We start from the raw sequence: 24,839 nt of genomic DNA on the forward strand, positions 1-24,839 counted from the left end.
GAAGCTGCATAGAGCATTCCATATGCGAGCAATTCTCTGCCGTTGGCCATTACTACTAATTTAGAGGAATTTGGCGGTGATGCTACGTTGGCAAGCTTTCAAGGCCATGGGTGGGCCTTCGAAAATAATCTCGCCACCAGCGCTACCGCCCTCAGGCCCGATGTCGATAATCCAATCGGCTTGACGAATAATATCCAAGTGATGTTCGATCAGAATCACGGTATTCTTGAGATCGACCAAGCGATCGATAATCCCCATCAGCAGCCCAATATCTGAGCGATGCAGGCCTGTAGTTGGTTCATCCATCACATAAACACTGGCTTTTTTGTGCAATTCGGTTGCTAATTTGAGCCGCTGGCCTTCGCCACCAGAGATCGTGCTGAGTGGTTGACCAAGTTTCAAATAGCTCAAACCAACATCGTTCATAGCTTGGAGCACTGGCTTGATCTTCTTTTCGTTGAAGAAATCCAGTGCTTCTTCGGCGGTCATATCCAATACATCACTGATCGATTTGCCACGAAGCTGATATTCTAGCACTTCGGCTTTGAAACGCTTGCCTTCGCAAATTTCACAGGTTGAGGAAATCCCTTCCATAAACGCTAAATCGGTGTAGACCAAACCTAAGCCATTACAATTATCGCAACTGCCGGTTGAGTTGAAGCTGAATAACGAGGCGCTCACTCCATTGGCTTTGGCAAAGGTCTGGCGAATATCATCCATAATTCCAGTATAGGTGGCCGGAGCCGAACGGCTATTCGCAGTTACCCGCGATTGATCGATCACAATGGCGTTGGGGTGTTGGCTCAAAAAGACTTCATTAATTAAGGTGCTTTTGCCTGAACCTGCCACGCCTGTCACCACAGTTAGCACGCCAGTTGGAATGTTGACATTAATATTTTTAAGATTATGTAAATTTGCATTAACAATCGGCAAGTAGCCAGTTGGCTGGCGCGAATGCTGTTTGGTTGGCACTGTTTGCTGCAAATAGCTGCCAGTTAAGGTATTTGAACGCTTGAGATCGGCATAACTGCCCTCAAACACGACCTCGCCGCCGTGCACACCCGCGCGTGGCCCAATATCGACAATATGGTCGGCAATCGCAATTACATCGGGATCATGCTCGACCACCAGCACAGTATTGCCTTTATCGCGCAACTGTTGCAACAACCGATTCAGCCGCGCCACATCACGCGCATGCAAACCTACGCTTGGTTCATCGAGAATATAGAGCATTTCAGTTAAGCTATTGCCAAGATGGCGAATCATCTTGACTCGCTGCGATTCGCCACCTGAGAGCGTCGAGGTTTCACGGCTCAAGCTCAAATAGCCTAAGCCAATATCGACCAACTGCTGCATGCGCTCCAACAACTTGGCCGCCACCCGATCGCCAATCGGATCAGTAACATCAGCCAAGAAACTGATCAAATCAGTCGCTTCAAAATCAGCTAATTCGGCAATGTTGCGCCCAGCAATCCGACAATTGAGCGCTGCTTGGGTCAAACGCTGGCCATGACAAACTGGGCAGATTTGCGAAGAAGTAAATTGCTCAAACACCGCCCGATTGCGATCGGACATGGCCGCTGCATCTTTTTTGAGATACATACGCTCGAAACGTTCTAGCAAACCTTCGTATTTCGAGCTAAATTCGCCCCACGAAACCTTAAGATCAGCGCCATACAAAAATGCTTGTAATTCCTGTTCGTTATAATCGCGAATCGGCTTGTCGTTATCGAACAAACCAGAAAGCGGATACATCTTCCACATCCATTTGCCGACCTTGAATTCGGGATGCAAAATCGCACCCTCGTTCAGCGATTTGCTGCGATCAAGCAATTTATCCATATCAAGCTGAACCGTTTTGCCAATCCCTTCACATTCAGGGCACATACCCTGCGGCGTGTTAAACGAAAAAGCATAACCAGGCCCAACGTAGGGCTGACCAACCCGCGAGAATAATAAGCGCAGCAACACCGCAATATCAGTATAAGTTCCGACGGTTGAGCGCGAACCACCGCCAACGCGTTTTTGATCGATGATAATCGGCGAGTTGAGATGCTCGATCCGTTCGACATCAGGCTGACCATAGTGCGGCAAAAAGCCTTGCACAAAAAAGGTAAAGGTTTCATTGAGTTGGCGTTGGGCCTCGGCGGCAATTGTATCAAACACCAACGACGATTTCCCCGAACCAGAGACTCCGGTAAAAACTGTCACCCGCTGTTTCGGAATATTCAAGGAAATATTTTTGAGGTTGTTTTCGCGTGCGCCATACACCTCAATAAACGCTCGATCCTGCATCATCAGACTCCTTGATAACTACAAATCTCTGGTCGCTTCGTGGAATCACCAGCAACTTAACTTGCCATATGTGTGATCCGAATTTATTCTAGAACATAGATGCAAGTGTAGGGAGTTTTCGCTTGGTAAACATCCTTTCGACACTCAAATTGCTGATCAAAGTCTCAATTTTTACATGAGGGTTTAACATGAATGTTGGGTATTATTTCCGCACCGTTGATCTGGCCAAGGCGATTAATGTGAGCGTACAGCAGGTGCGCAATTATCAAGCTGAGGGCTTTTTGCCCAACGTCGAACGCGGCTCCAACGGCTACCGTCAATATACCCAGCAGCATATCGATGCGATCAAAACCGCCCATCAACTGATCAAGGGGTATGGTTGGCGGAATGCTCAGCAGATTATGGCAGCATTGCATCAAGCCGATCATCAAACAGCATTTAATCTGATCAATCAGCATCATGCCAGGCTCGACACTATTCACCAGCAACTTGACCAAACCCTGACCTTGCTCAAAGCGGTGGCTGATCAACTGCCGCCCAGCCAACGCCATGCTCAGCGCATCTTGGTGGGCGAAGCCGCCAAAGCTGTGGGCGTGCCAATTTCGGCCTTGCGCTTTTGGGAGCAACAAGGCCTGTTGCAACCAATTCGCCAAGCCTCCAACAACTACCGCTATTATGATGAACGCCAATTGCGCCGCTTACGAATTGTCGTGCTATTACGTCAAGCTAATGCTGATTTTAGCTCGATTCGCACAACCTTAGAAACCCTTGATCAACAACAACCGCAACGGGCTGTTGCTGCAATCGAAGAGCGCCGCGCCGCTTTGGCCCAACAAAGCTGGGAATCTTTACAAGCCAACACCGCATTGGTGCGCTATATCCAAACCTATGTCCCACTGCAACCAATCCCAATTATTGGGTAAATAACTGCAAATTATCAAGTCAAGTATAGCACAAATGTTTTATTTTATCATTATTTTGAGTTCATTTAACCCAAAAATCACGCTGCAAGCTTGTTGGCAACAAAACTCGCAGCGTGATTCAGCAATAATCTACTATGGCATTTGATAGGTTTGGCTGGCCATTGCGGTGTTGGTTTGATCAATCACCCGCACCGTCAGATTGGTAGCCGCTGGCAACAGCGTTCGACCAACCCCAACCACCGCAAACGACGATCGCGGACCAGCCTGTTGAAGTAACTGATTTGGTTTGGGCGTGGTATAGATCACCTGTACCGTGACAACAGTGTCATCAAGTCCAACCGCATCAATCACCACCTGATAGCCATTTGTCCAACGCACACCAGTAAAGACTCCGATTAATAGAGTATCAGTTATCGCAGTCGTAGCGACATTTGGTTTCCAATCCCGTGGAATAACACCAAGCATGGATTGTTGTTCACTGGAAGTTCCCGCAATCATAGCATCAAACCGAAGGTATACTTTTGCTACTTTACCTTGCCATAGCTTCTTTATCCTATTCTAAAACAAAGGGAATATACACTCGTTTAGGGAGCGTGTAAGGAATTCCAACATGGGTCGAAGTTGTAGCATAATTACCAACAAAATCACGAATTGTTAATTTTACCCCGCCAAAATATGGAGTGCTGTATGCATGGTTTGCTACTGGAGTTGTTGTTATTTGATCGATAGTACCATCATTATCAAAATCCCATTCATACGATGCAACAGTTCCGTGAACAGTCCTCGATGCACTTGCATCAAAACTTATTGGATAATTAATTGATGCTGAATGCCATTCTGGAAGTTTCGCAATAATTGATTCAGAAAGTATTCCATTAATACTCGATCTCATTGTATCTAATGTGTCGATTTCGTGGTAAATAGGGTAATATGTTCCCTTAGTTGTGGCTGAAATTCCTGAATAAACCATTTCCATATTATCATCGGGATAGGTAATAATAGAATTTATCTGTATAGGCAAACTACTATTTTGGGTTGCACTAACAACAGATTGGGCAGTATAACCAGTGTAAGGTTCCGGATTAAGAGGAGATGCATTAGTTAAAAGGATTATTGATTTGATTGCATCTGTTCGCCAAGGCATTGTGCTTGCTGTCATTAAACCTGAATACACAGATTCTTCACCTGTACTCCCACCACCATCAGCACTAAGACCCTCAATCGTATTCATAATATTTATTTTATTTGTAGTAAAGCCTAGTGCTACCCGTGCAGCAAAATCCGTGGTATTGCCGGTATCTTGTGGGAAATCACGAAATTCTACAATTCCTATGCGATAATCAACACCGCTTTCTGTTAGAATATTAATCGTCGATGCAATTGTTGATTGAAGACTCCATAAATTGCTTCCATCAAGCTCACCACTATTGTTTGTTGTATCAACTACATAAACTAAATCAAGAGGTGTACTCATAGAACATGCGGTTCCTGAATTACATGGGTTAGCTCGAATCTTGACATTTACACTATGTGGTGTCCATGCTCCTAATGATCTAAAACTTGTTGCTGTTCCATTGACAACTTTGTACATATCAAAAACAAGAGTATAGTTTCCTGAAATGGTTGGTAGGTTGCTCAACGTAACTATTTCTGTTGCACTGTCACCAGGATTAGTTGCATTACAAATTTGGATACGTGGGCCTTGTACTTCCGTTCCCTGATGTGTCCAGGTAAAGCCTAGTTCGTATGAGGTTGAAGGTGTACAAAGCCACAGCTGTTTCCCAGTATTTTGAATTTTCATATTAATATCATATGTACTACCTGATTGTAAGTTAAATCTGTCAATTCCTTGCCAATCAATACTTAAAGGATTCCATCGCAATGCAGGAACTGTAGTATTTGAAGAAAGGACAGATCGAATATCTGCACCTGGGTAGTAGTGAGAAAGGGCTTGTTCTGCGCGATTATATTGAACGCTCCATGGAACGGATGGATTTCCTAAAGAACAGCGGTTGCCGAGAAGCCAGCGATTTGTTCCTCGTTGCGACAGTCCACGTCCATGACCATTAATATTTGCCGCGCATGGTGTTGCAGTACTGCTAATTGGATCAACAAAGGCTTGTGTCCTCTCTTGAGGAATTGCACCATGAGGATAATCAGCAAAAAATTCGGCATTTATGGCTGCTAATGATGTTTTTTCTGCCAAGTAAAGACGATCATATAATGCACTACAAACCTTGCGTTGTGATTGATTAAGGAGCCTTCGTGTTGTAGAGCATGGGTTTTCACGGCTTATTACATATTGATTGGGTGGAGTATTACCCGCAATATTAAATCTGTAGGGAATAAACATCTGAAATTGTGTCGAATTATTGATATTAGAACCATTATTATTAATTTGATAGTATGCATAAGATCGTGCTGCAATAGCCTGTGCACGCATCGCTTCTGTTATAAATTCAGGCGGAAACATTTCACCAGGCAGAACATTTGGCAAGTATTCGTTCTCAATATTAAGTGTGATTGTAGAACTATTATATGGGTATATATAATTAGGATCACCTTCTATTGCGGTACATCCAAATACATCAAAGGTTGTAGACATTTGAGAGCAAGGTATATTGCCTAATTTAGCACCTTGAGTATCAAGGGGATACATTGTAAGAGTAATCGTAGTAGGCGGTTGACTTGATTGTGCTTGAGCATCCAAAGGAATTTGAAGAATTCCTGCTAGTGCTAGAATAGTGAGAATATTTAGCCAGAACTTCGTTAATTTTTTCATTATTGCACTTCAATCATTTGTAATTGATACTGTCCGTTGCGTTGATCAAGTGTTACAACGGCCAAATTCTTACGATCGGGAGATAAAACCATATCCTCTTTATAGAGATTACTGACGAATAGTTGTTCCTCAAAGATCGATCTCACTTCACCTGTTTCAATATTTAATAACATCAAGTGATACATACTTTGTGATTGATTTGGGCTATCAATAGCCATTAGAATAGTATTTGTATCTAACCATTCAACATCCTTAATATAATAAGGAAGATCAAAATGTTGCGTCATACCAGTTAGTGTATCGAATATAGCAAGCCGTAAGTGCGGGGCCAGCTTGGGATGAGTTCCATCACTAAGTAATAAAGCTAGTTGTCGTCCATCGGAATTCCATTGTGCATTATAAATCCAGTGATGACCTGTATATGGGTTTTCTATTTGAAACGAACAAATCGATGAAGTAGAAAGATCCATCAAATATTGCTTATTCATATCATAGAGAATTGCACTATTCTCTATGGAATTCCATGTCCAATTAGATGGTAGGTTTCCCTCTGCTATTAATCCTTTAACGACCTCTTCCAATGGTGAAGAAAAGGGAGATTGTTTAAATATTGCTCCATCATCAGTAGACCAAAATGAAATAGGTTGGTTACTTAAAGAATAGACTGCGAATTGTCCTGTAGGACTAATTTGTGGAAGGAACATTGTATCAATTGACTGAGCAATTATCTTCGATGATTTAGTACTGTCCTTTTGTAATTTCAGTTCTTTTTTTTGATTCACTGTTTCTAGATAAAGTACTCCGTTTTCATAGGTACTCCATACAGGTGGCATAGTCCCACCTCCATAACGTTCACCATAATTTACGATGTTTCGGCTCATCTTATGAATAGTAGCCATCATCTCCTCTTGTGGTGTTCGTTGTACATACAATAAGCGTTCATTATCAGGAAGCCACTGGATAACCGCAAGTTCATTAAGAGATTGAACAATTGTTTGAGGGGGAGTAAAGTTCCAACTATTAAAGGCTCGGCTCGATGCTGCAATAGAATCTGCGGAAGAATTAAATGAACATATTTTTGCTTGGGGTAGTGGTATGGTTATATCGTTTGAAATTGGTTCTATAGATGCGATGGGTAATGGATATGCATTATTTGACAAGACTGATGTTTCTAATGGAATAGTAGTTGAATTTAATGAATGGGTAGTCGTGTCTGATGTTAATCGACCACAAGCTACGAATAGCAAACTGATTATTAAAAAGATACGTTTGGGCCGAAAAAGTTTCATTGTTGCTCCATAGTTACTAAAACATCATAAACAAGTTATATACCTTTTCAAATTCAAAAGGTAGTATCTTGCTTAAAAACATTTAATACCATTCTTGAAGAGCAAGAGGAGAATTTAATAGAGGAGTAATACTAGTGAGCATAGTACGTCCTTATCATCTCTCATAACTCTCATTGGCCCTATAATACTACTCTTTTGAAATTTGTCTAATAGAGTTGAATATAAGATTCATTTTATGAAACGCTATATGGAGAGCGCAAAAATGTCGGGGGCAGCGGTCGGTGGGGCTGATGGCTCCCGCTGTGGGTACTTCGGCTTCGAAATCCCAACCAGTGGGATGATCGACACCATGGTGTGTGCAGTCCGACATCGCGTTTCATGCCCCCGACTTTTTCATGCGCTCCCCAAATGTAATACGATGATACAAATCGTCATCTAAACTCAACAAACGATCATCAAGTTGGGTTATTAGAGTTACTGGAATCACCGTGCCGATTGCAGGCGTGGTTGCCTCACAACTTCCCAACATACTCCCAACGACCACAATGAATATCAATTTGATTAAATGGTGCATACTCAGCTCCATCCAAGCGCTTAGTTCTTGGTAGCAAGGGCGTTGGTATCGAAGGGCAGCAGCAGACGATGATAATGCAGCCCTTCCTCGGAAGAATTATGGCATTTGATAGGTTTGGCTGGCTATTTCGGTGTTGGTTTGATCAACCACCCGCACCGTGAGATTGGTAGCCGCTGGCAACAATCTTCGATCAACCCCAACCACCGCGAAGGAGGCTCGCGGCCCTGCTGGTTGGAGCAATTGATCTGGTTTGGGCGTGGTATAGATCACCTGTACCGTGACAACAGTGTCATCAAGTCCAACCGCATCAATCGTCACTTCATATCCATTGGTTCCTCGGACACTTGTAAAGACCCCAAGAATCAGTGTGTTTGTAACCGCAATCGTGGAAACACTTGGCTTCCAAACACGTGGAATAACACCAAGCATAGATTGTTGTTCACTAGGGGTTCCGGCAATCATGACACCAATACTGGCAAGGTGATACAAATCGTCATCCAAACTCAACAAACGATCATCAACCTGAATTATTGGGGTTACTGGAATCACCGTGCCGATTGCAGGCGTGGTTGCCCCACAACTTCCTAGCATACTCCCAACGACCACAATGAATATCAATTTGATTAAATGGTGCATGTTTAGCTCCTTTAGCGTTTCCATGTCAATGCAGCATAGACTTTATTCTTCAAATAGGGGTTTTGATCATAGACCAACACAGCAATGCCAAAGCGTAATTCAGTTTCATTGGTTGCTGCATTCGTTGCAACCAATGAAACTAGGTATATTAGAAACGATAACAAGTTTCGGCAGCAGGGCATTGCAGAATCGTTGCAGAATCGTTGCAACTTCACGGCAAATCAGGATTGATCAACGGTTCGTTAGCCCCAAACATGCGAGAACGAGAAGCTAAACAAACCAAATTTAGAGCAATTTTGATGAAATTGAATGCAGCGTGCAAAAAAAAATATGTTTCTGCATCTATATACAGCAGAGACTATTGGATAGCTTATCGGAGGAAACGCAATGACCCCTGAGCAAGAACAACGCTTCAATCAATTATTGGCCGAAATTCGCGATCCCTATGCCTCGTTAGAAGGCGCAATTCACGAGCTAGAACACATGATTTGGACATTGCAAAGCCAACATACAATTTCAAGCCTGCGCGTGCGTCAAGCCAAAGTGTTGATTCAAATTATGCAATTAACCCTGCGCCAGCAAATCCCCGCCAATCGACGCTTAATTCAGGCCTTATGTGCCAGTACAAAAGTTTCTGGCCCAGCCCGTTTGGTAAAAAGTGCTTAATCACGGTAGAAAAGGAGCTTAATCATGCAAATCCAAGGATTGTTGGCTGATTTATTTTTGAAACTCGACGCAATTAGCATGACCATCGCGGTTCAAGATGATCTCTCAAGCGATGTTGATAGCCAAGTTTGTGCCTGCGCTAACGTTTTATTTGCTACTTTGACCAATGACACAGCCTTTGATGAAACAATGACCACGGTTTTAGAGCAAATGGTTGCCCAATTTACCCCATCAACGCCACCAACGTTGGCCGTTTAACCAAAAAAGCAGCAGCAATCACCACCATGATTGCTGCTGCCTTTAATTATCAAGTAATTGAATTTGGTTTATTGCTGTGGCACTGCGGCCAGCAAATATTCCAACACATCCACTGCGCTAAAGCCTTGGGGATGCAATTCGAGCAAGGCCGAAACGGTTTTGATATCATCGCCCAGCGTCACCAAGGGCTGCTCGGTATACTCTTTGCGCTGCTGGGGCATGCCAATGTTGGCAAACAACGCATTGCACAAACATTTTCGCCCAGTTGTATCGTTGATATCGCCGCCTTTTTTGACATATTGATCAACTGGCTCAGCCGGACAACGAAAGCCCATCGTGCCATCTTCACGTGGGTAGGCCACGCGCAAATAGCCTAAATCGCAGATGCGTGGCCGTTCTTTGTAAGTTGGTTCCAAGGCCAGCGTCGTGTTGAGTTCGGCAACTTTAAATGGAAAACCAGTTGGTGAGGCCAAGGCATCAGTAAAAATCGTCAAACTATCGTTGGCAATATCATTTAATAACGATTGACGAATTTCAGGGCTAAAGCCCGAATCATTCGATAAGGCGAAGGCTGTACCAACTTGGATACCAACCGCGCCGCTGGCCAAGGCTTCAGCCAAACGATCAGGCGAACCATATGAGCCAGCTAGCCAAAAGGGCAGCCCTAAATCTTGCAATTTGACCAAATCGACCACATCGCGCTGACCATAAACAGGCTCGCCGCGTTCGTTGAAAACCGCTTGACCACGTGGCGGAGCATTGTGACCGCCAGCGGTCGGGCCTTCCACAATAAAGCCATTAACTTTGCCGGTAGCTTTTTTGGCCAAGGCAATCGCCAAGGTATTCGAGGCAATAATCGCCAAAAATTCTGGGCGTTTGAGCGTCGCTGGCGGCTTATCGAACATCTCGCGTGGATCAAAATGCACAGCCAATTTATCGTCTGCCCCAGCTTGCTCAACATAAATATTTAGGCTAGCAGCCTCGCCAACCGCAAACTGATCAAGCACGCCAGGAATTTCGCGCGGAATGCCCGCACCCATCAGCACATAATCAACATTGGCCAACATTGCCCCATATAAGGCCGATAGATTGGGCATTTGCACCTTTTCGAGCAAATTGATGCCCACAACCCCAGTATGGCCTTCCTTGGCCAGAAATACCTCAACAAACGAGGCCACAACATTCAAAATTTGCCATTCAGCTGAAGGCACGGCGGTGTACATCGGCACAGCTTTATATGGCTGATCGGCGGGCTTGCCGCCTTCTATAAAGTAGCGATCAAGAATGCGCTCGACATAGCCAGCAATTGGGAACTGAGCCAGCGCTCGACGCATCGCCCCATCGCGATCGCCCTCTTGCAAACGCCGAGCAAGCACTACATTGATCCCTGTTCCAGAAACTACGCCAAGTTGACCTGCACTTGCAACGGCCTTGGCCAGCCGCCAATCAGATACGGCGACACCCATTCCGCCTTGAATTACAATGGGAAAACGCATGAGGCTGCTCCATGTTTAGTAAGCTATTGCGTGATTGTATGCTATGCTAGTAGCCACAACGTAGTGAATTATAGCCCCTTGTGGCAGATTTCTCTACAATGCAGTGCGTCAAACGCATTGCATTAGGCTAAAAACGTGGTATAGTTGCGCCGTTTTGACAACGCATTTATGGAGGAATTCCCTGTGAATATTTGGCATGATGTGCCATTTGGCGACGATGCGCCAGAAGTTATTAACGTTGTGATTGAAATTCCCCGTGGCTCACGCAACAAGTATGAAATCGATAAAGATACCGGTTTGGTCAAGCTTGATCGGGTGCTTTCATCAGCCGTCTACTACCCAGGCGATTATGGCTTGATTCCCCAAACCTACTGCGAAGATGGCGATCCGCTGGATGTGATTTTGTTGCTCAACTTCCCAACCTTCCCTGGTTGTTTGGTTGAAGCCCGCCCAATCGGCGTGTTTGGCATGATCGACGGCGGCGAAAACGACGATAAAATTTTAGCAGTGCCAGCCAATGACCCCTATTTTGCCAATATCAAAGATTTGGCTGATGTGCCACCCCACTTCATCAAAGAAGTGACCCAATTCTTTGCTTCGTACAAAGCCTTGGAAAACAAAACGGTAGAAGTTGGCGAATGGCAAGGAGCCGAGGCTGCCAAGCAACGCGTTCAAGCCTCGATTCAACTGTACAACGAAAATTTCCGCAAAGCTGAATAAGCAAGTTTTTTCACTATGCCCCTCGCCTGTAGCAATCGGCGAGGGGCATAGCTGTCGCATAGCCGATAGTCGGCACTAATGCCTAACCCCTGAATTTCTAATCCTATTATTCTCTGGCTCATGCAACAAATGCTGGTATTTCCTCAATTCCAGCCCTTTGCCAAAAAAACCATCATACTTATGCTCTCTGTTCTATGCTCTCTGTTCTATGCTCCCAGACTCTCATCTGTAAGTCATGGCGCATAATCAGCCCATTAGTCAAACTGACATTAACCAACAAACTCTTCATTTTAGCATGACAATCTTTCCAAGCAGAGTTCCCGGAGGATGGATCGATGGCTTCACTTGGAAAAATCGTAAGTTTTGGCGTATTGACAATTAGCATATTCGCAGGTTTACAACTTCAAACTCCTACTATTCAAGCACAAAGCCCAAGCCCAGGCTATAGCTACCAAAGCCTTGGCACCCTAGGCGGTCACGATAGCTACCCCAGCGATATTAATGATTTTGGGCGAATTGCTGGCACCGCAGAAACCGAGTTCTCGGAAATCCGTGCTTTTGTTTGGCGGCGGGGCACCATGACTGATCTTGGCACGCTTGGCGGCGATCAAAGCTATGGTTATGGCATCAACGACACGGGTTATGTGGTCGGCGAAAGCACCACCAGTAATAATCAACGTCGTGCTTTCTATTGGCGCGAAGGGGTAATGCTCGACCTGGGTACACTTGGTGGCAGCGTCAGCACCGCGCTCGATGTGAGTAATGGTGAACGGGTGGTTGGGCGTAGCACCACCAGCAATGGTGCAACCCATGCTTTTATGTGGTATCGCGGCACTATGAGCGACCTTGGCACGCTTGGCGGCAACTACAGCACTGCCAACGAAATCAACGACAATAAGGTGATTGTTGGTTGGAGCACCAATGCCAATGGCGAAACGCGGGCCTGTATGTGGAAAAATGGTACGCTGATTGATCTTGGTGTGCCTGGGGTCAAAAGTTATGCCTATGCCGTCAATAACAGCGAGCAAGTAGTCGGCATGATGGAATTGAGCGATGGCCAACGCCATGCCTTCTTATGGCAAAACGGCGTAACTACTGATTTAAGTGCAGGCCTGAATCAATATAGCAGTGCCAACGATATTAATGATGCTGGGATCATTGTTGGCTTTACTGGCGATGATAGCACTCCATTGGCCGCAACCGTTTGGCGCAACGGCACAGTTCTGCGCATGGGGCCATTTAGCCAAGGCCCAAACGAACATCAAACCATCGCAACCTCAATTAACGAAGCCAATCAAATTATCGGCTACGATATCGCCAGTGATGATATTTCATCCACCACTGTCGGCACACTCTGGCAGCTTGAGCAATAGCAACTAGGCTGTTTGAAATGCGACAACTGGCCCCTGAACACTCACGCTCACCTGCATCTTGGGCGCGAGATCAAGCCGTGGGCCAGTTCGTGCCGCAATCATCAAATCGCCAATTTGCAGATCAAGCAGTTGATCGTGGCCATAAAAACGTTGGCCTAAAATTTGGCCATGCCCATTGGAATCGGGCATAAGATTCAGCGCTTCAGGCCGAATCATCAAGGTGACTGGGCCATGCATTGGTTTGGTTAAGAGCAATTGACCTAAAGCGCACTCAACCCGATTTTCTCGCGCAACCCCAGGCAAAAAGTTAGCCTCACCCACAAATTCGGCCACGGCTCGGCTGGTTGGGCGCAAATAAAGTTCATGCGGAGTAGCACTTTGCAAAACCTTGCCCCCAAGCATCACGGTCACTTGATCAGCTAAACTCAAGGCTTCTTCTTGATCATGAGTTACAAACAGGGCCGTCGCCCCAACTTGGCGCAAAATCTGTTTGGTAGCCGTGCGCACTTGGTCGCGCAGACCTGCATCGAGGTTGGAAAACGGCTCATCGAGTAGCAATAATTGAGGTTTGGGCGCTAAAGCACGAGCTAAAGCGACCCGCTGTTGCTGACCACCCGAAAGCTCATGCGGCATGCGCTGAGCCAAACCCGTCAAGCCAACTAATTCTAGTAATTCGTCAATCCGTTGCGGTTTGTGAGCTTGACGACCCAAGCCATAGCCAATATTTTGGCCAACTGTCAAATGGGGAAACAACGCATATTCTTGAAACACCATACCAATCTGGCGTTGCTCAGGCGGAACTTGGCTTTTGCTATTGGCAATTTCGCGCTCGCCAAGCCAAATCTGGCCTTGATCAAGCGTTTCAAAACCAGCAATCAAGCGTAGTAAGGTAGTTTTACCGCAGCCCGAAGGCCCAAGCAACGCCCCCAAACTGCCTTGGGGCAACTGAAAATCAACCTGATCTAGAACGGTGGTAGCATTGAAGGTTTTGCTAATTCCCCGACAGTTAATGGCTAAATTGGCTGTTTGCATGGTTGTGATCTCACGTCTTGCGTTCATTGGCCAACAGCAATGCCAACGAAGCACCTGCTGCGACCATCAACAATAACGCTGGTAAAGCGGTCTGGGAAAACCGTAATTCGGCGGTGTTGTTCCAAATATCGGTAGCCAAGGTATGAAAGCCAGTTGGCCCCAATAGCAAGGTTGCTGGTAATTCTTTCAAGGTTGATAGAAATACCAAAGCTGCACCAGAAATAATGCCTGGCCGTAATAATGGCAGGGTGACACTCAGCACCACTCGCCAAGCTGGCTGCCCCAGCGAACGCCCAGCTTCTTCTAAACGCGGATTAATTTGCAACAAACTAGTGCGTAGGCTGCCAATCGCTTGCGGCAAAAAGCGCACAGCATAGGCCAAAATCAACAAACCCAAGGTTTGGTAGGCCCAAGGCAGATAATTCGCACCCCAAAAAACCAAGGCTAGCGCCACTACAATTCCAGGCAGCGCATAACCAACATAGGTTGCCCGCTCGATCAAACTGGTCAAACGGCTGGGATAGCGCACGGCCAAGAACACCACTGGAAAGGCCAAAACAATCGTGACCAAGGCGGCTAAACTCGCAGCCAGCAACGAATTGGCTAAATCGGTTAGTTGTAAATTCCAGCTTTGGCCTGCACGCAGACCGATAATCAACCACGCCACGATTGCCACAATTGGCAAAACGACGGCAAACAGCACCACAATTGCGCAAAAGATTAAGGCAGGCCAACGCCAAACCCCTAATCCGACCAATTTGGGTTGGCGACTAACTCCCGCCGACGAGCGATAATAACGGGCACGGCCACGACTCAAGGCTTCGGCAGCCAACAAACCACAGGCCAAACCAACCAGCAACAACGATAACACCGCCGCCCCAGTTCGATCAAATGAGGCCCGATATTGCAGATAAATCGCTCGCGTAAACGAATTGTAACGCAACAACGAAACTGCCCCGAAATCGCTCAAGGCATATAAGATCACCAATAAACTGCCTGCTGCCAAGGCTGGCCGCAACTGTGGCAGCGTGATCCGCCAAAAAATATGGCTTGAGCGTTGACCAAGTGATCGGGCGGCTTCTTCTAGCGCAGGGTCGAGTTTGCGCAAGGCAACCCGCACATTTAACACAATGTAAGGATAGCCAAACAGAATCAATGCTCCGGCAGCGCCCCAAAAGCCATAGACTTCGGGCAAGCGCTCAATCCCCAACGGTTCGAGCCATTGCTGCACTAAGCCACGTGGCCCGAGCACCGCAATAATCGCCCAAGCCCCGATGTACGAAGGAATCGCCATTGGCAGCATAATTAATGTTAGCCAAATTCGCGCTCCTGGTAAATTGGTGCGAGTGGTAAGCCAAGCTAAGGGCAAACCGATCAAGAGCGAGCCAGCAGTCACCGTGATCGCCAACAGCGCCGAGCCAGTAAACACTCGCAAGGTGCTAGGGCGTTGTAATTGAGCCCATGCTGCCGAGCCGGCCTCACTGGTGCGTAACAGCAAATAGCCAACTGGCAAAACCATAATTAACGCAATCAGGCCAGCACTGATCGTTAAGAACAGTGCTGACCAACGGCCAGATCGAAAGCGCAAATGTTTAAAAACCATAGCTCAATCTAGCAAGCTAGGCTTGCAATCACGTGCTTATTGGATAGCCCCAACATCTTGCAACAATTCTAAGGTTCCTTGCAAATCTTTCAAATTGCTCAGATCGATGTTTGGGGTAATAATTTCGCCCAATGGCTTGATTGCTGGGTTGGTAATAATTCCAGCTACCAATGGATATTCATTGGTTTTATCGGCGAAATAAAGTTGGGCACCGTCGCTCAACAAATAATTAGCAAAGATTTGAGCGGCTTCAGGGTTCTTGGCAGTTTTGAGCACACCCACACCAGCCACATTCACCAACGAGCCAATATCGCCATTACCGAAGTAGTGGTTGGCAGCCTTGGCATCAGGTTGCTCTTTTTTCAAGGCAAACAAGTAGTAGTGATTGACCAAGCCAGTATCAACTTCGCCACTCGCAACGGCTTTGACAATCGCTGAGTTCGATTCATAGACTTTAACGTCGTTGGCAATCATGCCTTCGAGCCATTGTTTGGCCACATCTTCACCTTGGCTCACCCGCAATGCGGTAACAAAGGCTTGCAATGAACCGTTGGTTGGAGCCCAAGCGACCCGACCTTTCCACTCTGGTTTGGTCAAATCAAGAATCGAAGCTGGCAAATCGGTGCTGGTCAAGACATCGGTGTTATAAACCAAAACCCGAGCACGACCCGAAGCACCAACCCATGTGCCTTCGCTGGAAACAAACCGTGGATCAACCAAGTTCAACAATGACCGATCAAGTTGCACAAAGCGATCGCTCAATGCGCCTAAGGCTCCGGCATCTTGGCCGAAGAAGACATCGGCTGGGCTATTATCGCCTTCTTCAAGAATTTGCGCGGCCATTTCAGCAGTATCGCCATAGCGTACTTCGACGGCAATCCCAGTTTCTTGGGTAAAAAGCTCCAACAAAGGAGCAACTAAGCTTTCTGAACGCCCTGAATACACGACCAGACTGCCGCCAGCTGGCTCAGTGGTGGTGGTGGTTGGCACAGTTGGCGAAACCTCAGCAACAGCGGTCACTTCGACAGTAGCAGTAGCCTCGGCTGCGCTAGCGGTAGTTGGGGTTGCTGCGGCGGTGGTTGGTGCTGGGGCAGCCGTTGGGGTTGCTTCCCCACCACAAGCTGCAATCACAATGCTCAAACAGAGCAACAGCATCAAAGAACGCACAAGTTTCACGAAGTACTCCTTAGCCAACTTGCTCGATCATTGAGCAAGTTTTAGCAAGTATTTATGCATATGCTAAAAACTATTTCTTCTGAAAAAACAGTTTTTATCAGGCGGAAGTATAACGCCCGCCATTGCTCATGTCAAATAATTGCGCCTTGGAGATTTTTATTATAGCACTATAGTATACAATTTGGCTGATTATTTTTTAATTGCTAAAACTTAATTAATCATGTTCAAGATTGAATCAAGTGCAACGTTAATTAAGCAATCAGCCATGGAAACATTGATTACCTGCGTTACACCACGAGGGGCATGCCCATTTCAGCATAACCCTAATTCAGTATGCATGCGACCTGCCACAGTGGTTGGGAAGAGCGGTTAACCGAAAGGAGTATGCTCAATGGCAACCTTGGAACGCTTCCATTCGCCGGGGTATCAAGCTGAAAAAGATTTTGGCAACGACCTTGATGGCCTTGACCAGTTCAACGAGCAATGGAACAACAATCTCAATCGCTGGACCAATCAATCGATTGTTGGCAATCCTTGGTCAAACCAGTATGATGACAATCGCTACTATTATGTCAATCCACTAACCACCTCGTTGAATCCTGGCAATCCTGTGCCGATCACATGGAATCCGTTTCCCAATCGATTATTTAACTTCTTCCAAGATCCTCAAGCACCTGCCAACGAGCAACTGAGCACCGACCAAATTTTTGCGCTAGCTGATGCTGGCGCGATTACGATTAATGGAGTAACAACTCCGATCGGCAATTTGCAAGTACCACAACAGCTTTGTCCTAACAATAACTGGCAGGGCACATTAATTGGCTACACTCCAACTGGCTCACGCGGCTGGCTTGATGAATATTGTGAGTGGAGCATTCGCTATGATCCCGATGGCCAATTGCGTAGCGTCATGTTCACCTGTGAAAATCCTGCCTATTGGTTCACCTTATGGCGAGTTAATCCCGATCTGGTGGTCAAACTCTATCAGCAAATAATCAATCCAGCGGTTCAGCGCGAAGATTTGTATTTGCTCGATTCCAATGGCAAGCCTGTATTCGACCCATTGACCAACGATTATGCCTATGATCCAACCAATAAATGGAATCGCGATACTACACAATTGACAGATCGTGGTGGTGCAATGCACTTGACCAGCGGACCCAACACACTTAGTGCTGAAATGTATCTAGCTGCTGCCGCGACAATTGCCCGCACCTGTGGCAATACCGACCCCCAAACGTTGATTTGTTGTAGCCAATATGGCCGACCTCGCCGCAATAGCGACCCACACATTGGGCAATTAGCCAATCAAGTGGCGGTCAATGGTCAAACCGCGATCACACTGACCGATCCAGTTGGCTTGTATATTCAAAGCCCCAATACCAAATTATGGGCGGTGAAAAATCAGCCCGATTATCCAGTGGCAAATTTATGGCAAGTGACGAGAGGCGAGGTCAATCGGGTTAGCCCAGGCAATGGCAACGACTCAATTTTGCATGCCATCTTTACCGTTCCCGAAGGTATGCAGGCCAGTGATATTTTGATTACCGACTCACAAACGGGTAAGCAAGAGCCATTGCAATGGGCTGGCCAAATTGCCCGCAGCTTTATGATTGCTTTGCGAGCAAGCACCGCGCCATTGCCAACCAGTGGCAGCAATCCAGTACCACAACATCCGCGGCCATGTGTGGTCGTGATGGATAGTACCTATCCAAATTTACAGCCATGGCCAGTTCAATTTCTGCCCAACGATCTCTACCAAGCCAACAGCCCGATCGATCTCTCGCCGAGCGTGCCCCAAGGTTCAAGCACCTTGATGGCGCTGGTTGTGCAGGGCGGCTTAGAAAACGCCAGCATCGAATTTTCACCGCCTGATGGCATCGAGCCAGTCGTGATCGAACAATATATCAACGATAACTCTGGTTCGCCGGGCCAAACCTCTGGCGGTAGCACCCAAGTCTATCTGTTTACCTTGAAGATCGATGCCAATGCGCCACTGGGTGATCGCAATCTGCGGGTGGTTAATCTCGATAAAGAAGCGCCAATTGGCGGTGTACCATGGCTTCCAGGTCTCTTGAATATTGTTGCTAACGCCTAAAATTGATTGATTAACTCAGCAAGCAAGCACGGCCCATGCCGTGCTTGTTGCTTCAGATCGGAGCAATTGCAATGCAAACCCGCAAACAAAGCCTAACCAGTTTGCTATTAATTTGGTGGCTCGTTGGCTGTGGCGCAAGTACATCCACGGTTGTTCCAGCGCCAAATCTCGTTGGAGCAGCACCACCAACTTTTAGCTGTAGTTTCAATCAACCAAGCATTAGCGCAACCCTACCAGCCGATATCATCATTAGCGAACAAAGCGTCGTTAATTGCTTTGCTTGGCAAAATTTCATCGCCCTCAATTGGGATGCCGACCCCAACGAGCGTGGTCAGCCCGACCAGAACCAGCCTGCTGGCAGTTTTGGCGAGCCAAATGATCTTGCGCCAACGGTTTGGCAAACCTACAAACTTAATACTGATGTCTTTTTGCCGAAAGCCCAAACTCCCGCCGCTTGGAATGCCAACGATCTCATCCCATCGCCATGCCAGCCCCAACTAGCTGGCCGCAATTTACCAGATATCAAAGTATTGAATATGGGTTCAAAATTCGACGATTTGATTCCCGATTCACTTCAAGCTAGCGGCGAAATTCTGGTCGATCAACAAAGCAATATGGTGCATTACGAAAAACGTATGAACCGCGATGAATTTGAGTACATTACTCAAACCTTGCTGTATAACGCTGATGTGCAGGCCAACGTTGCCCAAACCCAAGGCATTATGCTGCCAGTTGGTACGAGCAGCTATGGCAGCGATGGGGCAATCGAAATTAAGGCGGCTTGGCGAATCCTTGATAATCAGCCAAGCAACATCACCAATCGCTATAAAACCACCCTCGCCATGCTTTACGATGCTGATACCAATACCTGTGTTGGCCCGACAACCATGGGTTTAGTTGGCTTGCACATCATTCGGCGCACCCCGAATATGCAACAATTGATGTGGTCAACTTTCGAGCAAATTGACAATGTGCCTCAATCCAGCTTGCCCGAGCAACAAGCCTATAGTTTTTATAACCCAGTTTGTGCCTTGCCCGACCCATGTAGCCCAAACGCAACTCCCTTGCCAACCGCCACTCCACCAGGTGTTCCAACCTTAGAGCCGGTTCAAGTTGAGCGAGTTTTGCCGCTGCCCAGCGATGTGGTCAGCCTGAATCAAGCGGTTCAAACCTTGATTGCTCAAACCAACAGCGATTCAGTTTGGCAATATTATCAATTAGTCAATGTCCGTTGGCCCAAAGCCAGTTTGGTAGGGCAACCTGGTGCTGGAGCAACCGCACCAATTAATATCAGCCAATTCCAATTTACCTCAAGTGGCCCGCAAAACGTCAGCAACACCACCATGGAGACCTATGTTCAACAGCAAGATTGCTTAAATTGCCATGTTTATGCCAACGTTGCGGCCAGCGCCAAGGCTGGTTGCAACCCCACGCTGGCCAGCAATTTTAGCTTTATGTTCGATAATGCTGATACCCCCGATAGCTTTGCTAGCAATAATTGCAAGAGCGCCAAACTAACCCCAAGTGAGCAATTCTCAGTGGCTCAACTTGAACAATATCATCAAACGCCGCGTATCTGTCGCAATTGCCACCGCTAAGGCTTGGGCCGCGACAGCTTAGAAATTGCGATTATCGAGGGTTCTTGCCGCAGCGAGTGACGGCTTGGAAGCCGTCACTTAAATATTTTCGGCTTTGATCGTATCGACAATTGGATCGTTGCGGATCATCGCGCCAGAGATCAGCATGGTTGCGAACACCAGCGCGAGAGTACCCAGCACACAAACTGCAATTGCAGCCCAAGGCAAGGTAAAGGTAAATGTGCCAACCCCATCGCCAAATTGGTAATAAATGAACCCACTCAACGCTATTCCCAACGGCAGTCCATACATCAGTGCAGTCAGGCCATAAAATAGACTTTCATAGCGCAACATGCGACGGAATCCAGCTGGGGTAAGGCCTACCGACTTAAGCATAGCAATCTCGCGCCGCCGCAATTTAATGTTGGTGTCGAGCGTGTTGATGATATTGATCACGCCAATCAACGTAATTAGAGTTAGAAATCCATAGAAACCGATCTTGATCAGCAGTTGCTGCAAATTGCTGCTATTATTCAGCTGATCAACTGCATAATATGCAAAATTACCACCAATCGTCGTTGTGTAGAGCCGTTCGATCGCCGCTAGTGCTGCTGCTGGATTATCGCTCTGCACATACATCGCCCCAGGATTGATTGGCCCTAATTGCAATAATTGCTCACTCAAACCATCAAAAACGGCATCGGAAACGAATAAATCAGCAACAAGGGTTATCCCCATAAAGCCCACTGGGGTTGCTTGGGTCACTGCGCCAATAGTCCATGTTAAGCTGGTTGGTGCTACGCTCCCTGTTTGGGCTGAAACCGTTATGCTATCGCCAGGCTTTAGATTAAATAGATCAAAATCATACAACTTACCGCCTTGGCGCAAACTGGTGTGATTGAGTAGAATTCCACGTGGTGCTGCTGGATCGGAATATTGCGCAGGATCAAGGCCAAGCTGGGCGAGATAATGGGCAAACTCGCTTGGGCCAACCGCACATACTTCGAGCACAAACTGAAACGTACCACCATCGACGGCGCGAGGGAGATTTTCAAATTTAAGCGCGGTCAAGTCGTTTAAGGCTTGATAGGCTTGATCGGTAATCACCTCGCGCGAAGGGATATACGGCTGATAGGTACAGCGTCTATAAGTAACTCGCTGCACTTCAGGTAACTGGCTCACCAAATCAGCAAAATTCTTGGCATGGCTTTGGCGATAATCAAGATCGATGATCAAATCGAAATTCATCGCTTGGCTGGCCTTCCTGTTGATGGTGGTGGTGTAGAGCATGAGTGCATTGAAAGCCACAAATAGCACAATGCTGATCATCAGTGAAAGCACAGTGGTAACGTATTTTTTACGATCACGCTTCAGCGATTTGAGGGCAAGCTCAGCTTCAATCCCAAACACCCGCCGAATCAGCGGGCTAGTGCGCAGATTGAGCGGTTTAGCCGTTTGAATCGCTTCACTCTGACGAATAGCAGCAATCGGTGAAATCTGCGAGGCTCGCCGCGCAGGAACCCAAGCCGAAAGCAGAATCGTTACAATTGAAAATAACCCAGTCAAGCCAAGCACTAGCGGCGAAAGCACTAGCGTCATACCTTGTTCAGCATCAAGAATTAATTGCGAAACAATGCCACGAGTTAGCTGCAACAGTACCGCTACCCCTGCGATAGCTCCCAGAATGCCCAAGGGAATCCCGATTGCAGCAATAACGAGCGCCTCGGTCAAGACAATTCGGCGAATTTGAGCGGCGCTCGCACCAATGCTAGCAAACATACCAAATTGCCTTTTACGTTCACCGATCGAAATCGCAAAAGCATTGTAAATGACCAACGCCGAGCCACCTACAATTAATGTGATCAGCGTAGCCCGAATAATCACAAAGAAACGCACATACGTGGATTGTCCACTAGCGCCCAACCAAGGCAATAAGCGCTCATTGTAGCTAATGTTTGGCGTAGCCGAAATTATGCTGAGGTCGGCAGCTTTGGCAATTGCTGGAGCATCGCTGTTAATGCTCGATGGATTATGCGCCAAAATCGCCACATCCACAGCAGTCGTCGCCGTCAATTGTGCCTGATCAAGATAGGTAAACGCCGGAAACGCTGCCAGCATGCTCGTTTCATCGGCTAAGGGAGCCATCAGGCCAACCACTGTATACGTTTTAGTGACTGTTGGCATAAAATTCTCGCCATCATCTAACGCTACATAGGCTTCGCCCCCCCAAGCCTTGACCTTCTCGGCATAATCGGGGATATTGCGCCGACCAAAATTGAGTTGCACCGTAGCCCCAGCTTGCAAATCGAGGCCAGAATCTTTGATCATAAGCGGCGAAATCAGCAACTCATCGGCTTTTTGGGGCAAACGCCCAGTGATCAACCTAATTGATTGATGTTGGAAAGAATCTGGATCATAAGCAGTCAGATAAAGATAAGGCCGAACCTTATTATGACTACCATAGGTTGCCACGCCCAGCGGCTTGCTGAGCATCGCCGTCTGAACCAAATGATTTTCGGCAAGCGTCTTGGCCTTAGCAAAAGGCACAGCGGGAAAACGAGCATGCCAATTGCCAGCCATAAATATCTCATGCTCAATCATGACCTTCTGAAAACTCAGGCCCAGCAAAAACACCCCACAGATCAGCGCCGACGATAAGATCACGCCTAGAATGGTTGCGGCTGTGCGCTTGCGGTTGAGGCGTAAATACCTGAGCGTATAACTGGTTAACATATTCATGCTTGCAGCACCTCATCGCTCATAATTCGTCCATCACCAAAGGTAATAATCCGATCAGCTTGTTCGGCAATCTTGCGGTCGTGGGTCACGATAATCAAGGTTTGTTGATAACGCTGGTTGGATTGTTTGAGCAGCGCGATAATCTCCTTTGATGTGGTGCTATCAAGATTGCCCGTCGGCTCATCGGCCAACATTAACGCCGGAGTATTAATCAGTGCCCTGCCGATCGAAACCCGCTGTTGCTGACCACCAGAAAGCTGATTGGGCAGATGGGTGCTTCGTTCAGTCAATCCCAACGTATCCATAAGCTCTTTGAGACGTGCTTGGTCTAAACTGCGCTGATCCAAAAGCAGCGGTAGGGTAATATTTTCTTCAACGTTGAGAATCGGAATCAGATTATAGAATTGGTAAATCAGGCCAATCTGCTGACGGCGAAAAATCGCCAGTCTGGTTTGGTCGAGAGCACAGATATCCGTGCCATTCACCAACACTTGGCCAGAACTTGGTGTATCCACGCCGCCAAGAATATGGAGCAATGTCGATTTACCTGAGCCAGAAGCACCAACGATCGCGACAAATTCGCCTTTGGTTACGCTGAAACTAACATTATCGATCGCTTTGATTTGGGTAGCGCCTTTGCCATAAACCTTCGAAAGCTTGTGCACATTAAGAATTTCCATGCTTTGGATCTCCAAAAAATAGGATTATTGCTGCATGCGTGGGTCATGGGTTGGGTCGGCGTACATTGGCGGGCAACCCTGTTCAAGCGCTTCGGGGCGTAATTCGTAGTGCCATGGTTCATTCAGATAGATCTGGCACAATCCATAGCTTGCGCCATGCTCAGCGAGCCATGCTATAGCCTCGTAGCCGCCAAGATCGATTGCAGCGCCAGAAACATGCGGCGATGTTTCCGCAGTCGCGACCCAGCGAGAAGCCTCATCTTCCGAGCCATAACTAACAACCGCCTCACGAAACAGGAGATTTTGGTAGGTTGGTGAGCGCCAACCACTCATGACATAGAAGCTAATTCCATGGTCAGCCGCATCGATCGCTGCTTGGCGCAAAGCATCTAGCAGCGCAGGCTCAAGCTTGGTAATGCCAGGCAGCTCATCAAAAACCGTTGTGCCATCAGGCACGAGACCATCAGCTGTGCTAAGCATGGTGGGAGCCTCATCACGCGGAAGATCGATTCGTGGCATCACCCGCTCCTCAACGGGTAATTCATCAGGCATGGCGGCTGGCGTAATACGCTGGGCAGGTGGCTCAGCTTGAGCAGTAGTGCTAGGTTGTACGATCGCTGCTTCATCAATTTGAACTAGCGGCATGGGCAGCCAAGCCTGTTCATCATGAACGGCATTATTCGACGAACTTGGTGAGGGTGATGCCAGCAAAAATCGATAGCCAACGATCAGGCCGCATAGGCTGATGCCAAGCAAACAAACGCCAAGCAGCCGAGGTTTCCGATAGGTTTGGGTTGGTTTGTGCTTTATCATGCTGGCAGTCTAGCTGGCGGGGTGTTAGCACAACGTATGAAATTTTCAATATGCCAACGATATGTGCCAACTGCTATAATCTGGGCCTAGCTAAGGAGAGCACTTGAGC

Annotated in this window: 20 protein-coding genes; 7 read left to right on the forward strand and 13 right to left on the reverse strand. The window is 47.1% G+C overall.

Features of this window, described 5'->3' with window-relative positions:
- Positions 1-60: 60 nt before the first annotated feature.
- Positions 61-2,298: an excinuclease ABC subunit UvrA gene (locus LCH85_17070; protein MCA0353707.1), complete on the reverse strand. Its 2,238-nt coding sequence runs from the start codon at positions 2,296-2,298 to the stop codon at positions 61-63.
- Between the two features lie 185 nt (positions 2,299-2,483).
- Here LCH85_17070 and LCH85_17075 point away from each other — a divergent pair, with 185 nt between their 5' ends.
- Positions 2,484-3,218, forward strand: a complete 735-nt coding sequence (locus tag LCH85_17075) for a MerR family transcriptional regulator (protein MCA0353708.1) — start codon at positions 2,484-2,486, stop codon at positions 3,216-3,218.
- A 132-nt stretch (positions 3,219-3,350) separates the two neighbouring features.
- Here LCH85_17075 and LCH85_17080 read toward each other — a convergent pair whose 3' ends face one another.
- The 5 genes from LCH85_17080 to LCH85_17100 form a co-directional block, all read right to left on the reverse strand.
- Positions 3,351-3,683, reverse strand: coding sequence for a protease complex subunit PrcB family protein (locus tag LCH85_17080; GenBank protein MCA0353709.1), 333 nt, complete (start codon positions 3,681-3,683; stop codon positions 3,351-3,353).
- 88 nt (positions 3,684-3,771) lie between these two features.
- The gene (locus LCH85_17085) at positions 3,772-6,000 is read right to left on the reverse strand and encodes a hypothetical protein (protein MCA0353710.1); all 2,229 of its coding nucleotides are present in this window, start codon (positions 5,998-6,000) and stop codon (positions 3,772-3,774) included.
- Positions 6,000-7,289: a hypothetical protein gene (locus tag LCH85_17090; GenBank protein ID MCA0353711.1), complete on the reverse strand. Its 1,290-nt coding sequence runs from the start codon at positions 7,287-7,289 to the stop codon at positions 6,000-6,002. Before LCH85_17090 ends, LCH85_17085 begins: the two co-directional genes overlap by 1 nt.
- 376 nt (positions 7,290-7,665) lie before the next feature.
- Positions 7,666-7,863, reverse strand: a complete 198-nt coding sequence (locus LCH85_17095) for a hypothetical protein (protein ID MCA0353712.1) — start codon at positions 7,861-7,863, stop codon at positions 7,666-7,668.
- Between the two features lie 96 nt (positions 7,864-7,959).
- Positions 7,960-8,499, reverse strand: a complete 540-nt coding sequence (locus LCH85_17100) for a hypothetical protein (protein ID MCA0353713.1) — start codon at positions 8,497-8,499, stop codon at positions 7,960-7,962.
- 387 nt (positions 8,500-8,886) lie between these two features.
- Here LCH85_17100 and LCH85_17105 point away from each other — a divergent pair, with 387 nt between their 5' ends.
- Positions 8,887-9,165, forward strand: a complete 279-nt coding sequence (locus LCH85_17105; GenBank protein ID MCA0353714.1) for a hypothetical protein — start codon at positions 8,887-8,889, stop codon at positions 9,163-9,165.
- A 24-nt stretch (positions 9,166-9,189) separates the two neighbouring features.
- On the forward strand, positions 9,190-9,423 hold the full coding sequence (locus tag LCH85_17110) for a hypothetical protein (GenBank protein MCA0353715.1): 234 nt from the start codon (positions 9,190-9,192) through the stop codon (positions 9,421-9,423).
- Between the two features lie 68 nt (positions 9,424-9,491).
- Here the strand turns inward: LCH85_17110 and LCH85_17115 are convergent, their stop codons facing one another.
- Complete coding sequence (locus LCH85_17115; protein ID MCA0353716.1) at positions 9,492-10,919, reverse strand: nitronate monooxygenase; 1,428 nt, start codon at positions 10,917-10,919, stop codon at positions 9,492-9,494.
- A gap of 183 nt (positions 10,920-11,102) precedes the next feature.
- Between LCH85_17115 and LCH85_17120 the strand changes: the two genes are divergently transcribed.
- Together LCH85_17120 and LCH85_17125 are read left to right on the forward strand one after the other, a co-directional pair.
- Positions 11,103-11,639: an inorganic diphosphatase gene (locus LCH85_17120; GenBank protein ID MCA0353717.1), complete on the forward strand. Its 537-nt coding sequence runs from the start codon at positions 11,103-11,105 to the stop codon at positions 11,637-11,639.
- Between the two features lie 335 nt (positions 11,640-11,974).
- A complete protein-coding gene (locus LCH85_17125) occupies positions 11,975-13,012 on the forward strand; it encodes an HAF repeat-containing protein (GenBank protein MCA0353718.1) in 1,038 nt (345 codons plus the stop codon).
- A 3-nt stretch (positions 13,013-13,015) separates the two neighbouring features.
- On the opposite strand, the gene LCH85_17130 is transcribed toward LCH85_17125, so the two are convergent.
- Genes LCH85_17130 through LCH85_17140 form a run of 3 tightly spaced genes read right to left on the reverse strand, consistent with a single transcriptional unit; the run spans position 13,016 to position 16,823 of the window.
- Entirely contained in the window at positions 13,016-14,044 is a 1,029-nt protein-coding gene (locus tag LCH85_17130) for an ABC transporter ATP-binding protein (GenBank protein MCA0353719.1), read from the reverse strand.
- A gap of 10 nt (positions 14,045-14,054) precedes the next feature.
- The gene (locus tag LCH85_17135; GenBank protein ID MCA0353720.1) at positions 14,055-15,647 is read right to left on the reverse strand and encodes an iron ABC transporter permease; all 1,593 of its coding nucleotides are present in this window, start codon (positions 15,645-15,647) and stop codon (positions 14,055-14,057) included.
- A 36-nt stretch (positions 15,648-15,683) separates the two neighbouring features.
- Entirely contained in the window at positions 15,684-16,823 is a 1,140-nt protein-coding gene (locus tag LCH85_17140) for an iron ABC transporter substrate-binding protein (protein MCA0353721.1), read from the reverse strand.
- 391 nt (positions 16,824-17,214) lie between these two features.
- Here LCH85_17140 and LCH85_17145 point away from each other — a divergent pair, with 391 nt between their 5' ends.
- Positions 17,215-18,921 carry a hypothetical protein gene (locus LCH85_17145; GenBank protein ID MCA0353722.1) on the forward strand — a complete coding sequence of 569 codons (1,707 nt, stop codon included), beginning with the start codon at positions 17,215-17,217 and terminating at the stop codon, positions 18,919-18,921.
- 71 nt (positions 18,922-18,992) lie between these two features.
- Positions 18,993-20,519 (forward strand): hypothetical protein, encoded by a 1,527-nt coding sequence (locus LCH85_17150; protein ID MCA0353723.1) that lies wholly within the window; start codon positions 18,993-18,995, stop codon positions 20,517-20,519.
- A 78-nt stretch (positions 20,520-20,597) separates the two neighbouring features.
- Here LCH85_17150 and LCH85_17155 read toward each other — a convergent pair whose 3' ends face one another.
- Genes LCH85_17155 through LCH85_17165 form a run of 3 tightly spaced genes read right to left on the reverse strand, consistent with a single transcriptional unit; the run spans position 20,598 to position 24,562 of the window.
- On the reverse strand, positions 20,598-23,237 hold the full coding sequence (locus LCH85_17155) for an ABC transporter permease (GenBank protein MCA0353724.1): 2,640 nt from the start codon (positions 23,235-23,237) through the stop codon (positions 20,598-20,600).
- A complete protein-coding gene (locus LCH85_17160; protein MCA0353725.1) occupies positions 23,234-23,917 on the reverse strand; it encodes an ABC transporter ATP-binding protein in 684 nt (227 codons plus the stop codon). Before LCH85_17160 ends, LCH85_17155 begins: the two co-directional genes overlap by 4 nt.
- A 24-nt stretch (positions 23,918-23,941) precedes the next feature.
- Entirely contained in the window at positions 23,942-24,562 is a 621-nt protein-coding gene (locus tag LCH85_17165; protein ID MCA0353726.1) for a M15 family metallopeptidase, read from the reverse strand.
- Between the last annotated feature and the right edge of the window lie 277 nt (positions 24,563-24,839).

The organism is Chloroflexota bacterium, from assembly GCA_020161265.1.
Taxonomy (GTDB): domain Bacteria; phylum Chloroflexota; class Chloroflexia; order Chloroflexales; family Herpetosiphonaceae; genus Herpetosiphon.

Coding starts and splice junctions, on each gene's coding strand:
- LCH85_17070 (MCA0353707.1), bottom strand. CDS start 2,298: ATGATGCAGGATCGAGCGTTTATTGAGGTGTATGGCGCACGCGAAAAC.
- LCH85_17075 (MCA0353708.1), top strand. CDS start 2,484: ATGAATGTTGGGTATTATTTCCGCACCGTTGATCTGGCCAAGGCGATT.
- LCH85_17080 (MCA0353709.1), bottom strand. CDS start 3,683: ATGCTTGGTGTTATTCCACGGGATTGGAAACCAAATGTCGCTACGACT.
- LCH85_17085 (MCA0353710.1), bottom strand. CDS start 6,000: ATGAAAAAATTAACGAAGTTCTGGCTAAATATTCTCACTATTCTAGCA.
- LCH85_17090 (MCA0353711.1), bottom strand. CDS start 7,289: ATGAAACTTTTTCGGCCCAAACGTATCTTTTTAATAATCAGTTTGCTA.
- LCH85_17095 (MCA0353712.1), bottom strand. CDS start 7,863: ATGCACCATTTAATCAAATTGATATTCATTGTGGTCGTTGGGAGTATG.
- LCH85_17100 (MCA0353713.1), bottom strand. CDS start 8,499: ATGCACCATTTAATCAAATTGATATTCATTGTGGTCGTTGGGAGTATG.
- LCH85_17105 (MCA0353714.1), top strand. CDS start 8,887: ATGACCCCTGAGCAAGAACAACGCTTCAATCAATTATTGGCCGAAATT.
- LCH85_17110 (MCA0353715.1), top strand. CDS start 9,190: ATGCAAATCCAAGGATTGTTGGCTGATTTATTTTTGAAACTCGACGCA.
- LCH85_17115 (MCA0353716.1), bottom strand. CDS start 10,919: ATGCGTTTTCCCATTGTAATTCAAGGCGGAATGGGTGTCGCCGTATCT.
- LCH85_17125 (MCA0353718.1), top strand. CDS start 11,975: ATGGCTTCACTTGGAAAAATCGTAAGTTTTGGCGTATTGACAATTAGC.
- LCH85_17130 (MCA0353719.1), bottom strand. CDS start 14,044: ATGCAAACAGCCAATTTAGCCATTAACTGTCGGGGAATTAGCAAAACC.
- LCH85_17135 (MCA0353720.1), bottom strand. CDS start 15,647: ATGGTTTTTAAACATTTGCGCTTTCGATCTGGCCGTTGGTCAGCACTG.
- LCH85_17145 (MCA0353722.1), top strand. CDS start 17,215: ATGGCAACCTTGGAACGCTTCCATTCGCCGGGGTATCAAGCTGAAAAA.
- LCH85_17150 (MCA0353723.1), top strand. CDS start 18,993: ATGCAAACCCGCAAACAAAGCCTAACCAGTTTGCTATTAATTTGGTGG.
- LCH85_17155 (MCA0353724.1), bottom strand. CDS start 23,237: ATGAATATGTTAACCAGTTATACGCTCAGGTATTTACGCCTCAACCGC.
- LCH85_17160 (MCA0353725.1), bottom strand. CDS start 23,917: ATGGAAATTCTTAATGTGCACAAGCTTTCGAAGGTTTATGGCAAAGGC.
- LCH85_17165 (MCA0353726.1), bottom strand. CDS start 24,562: ATGCCGCTAGTTCAAATTGATGAAGCAGCGATCGTACAACCTAGCACT.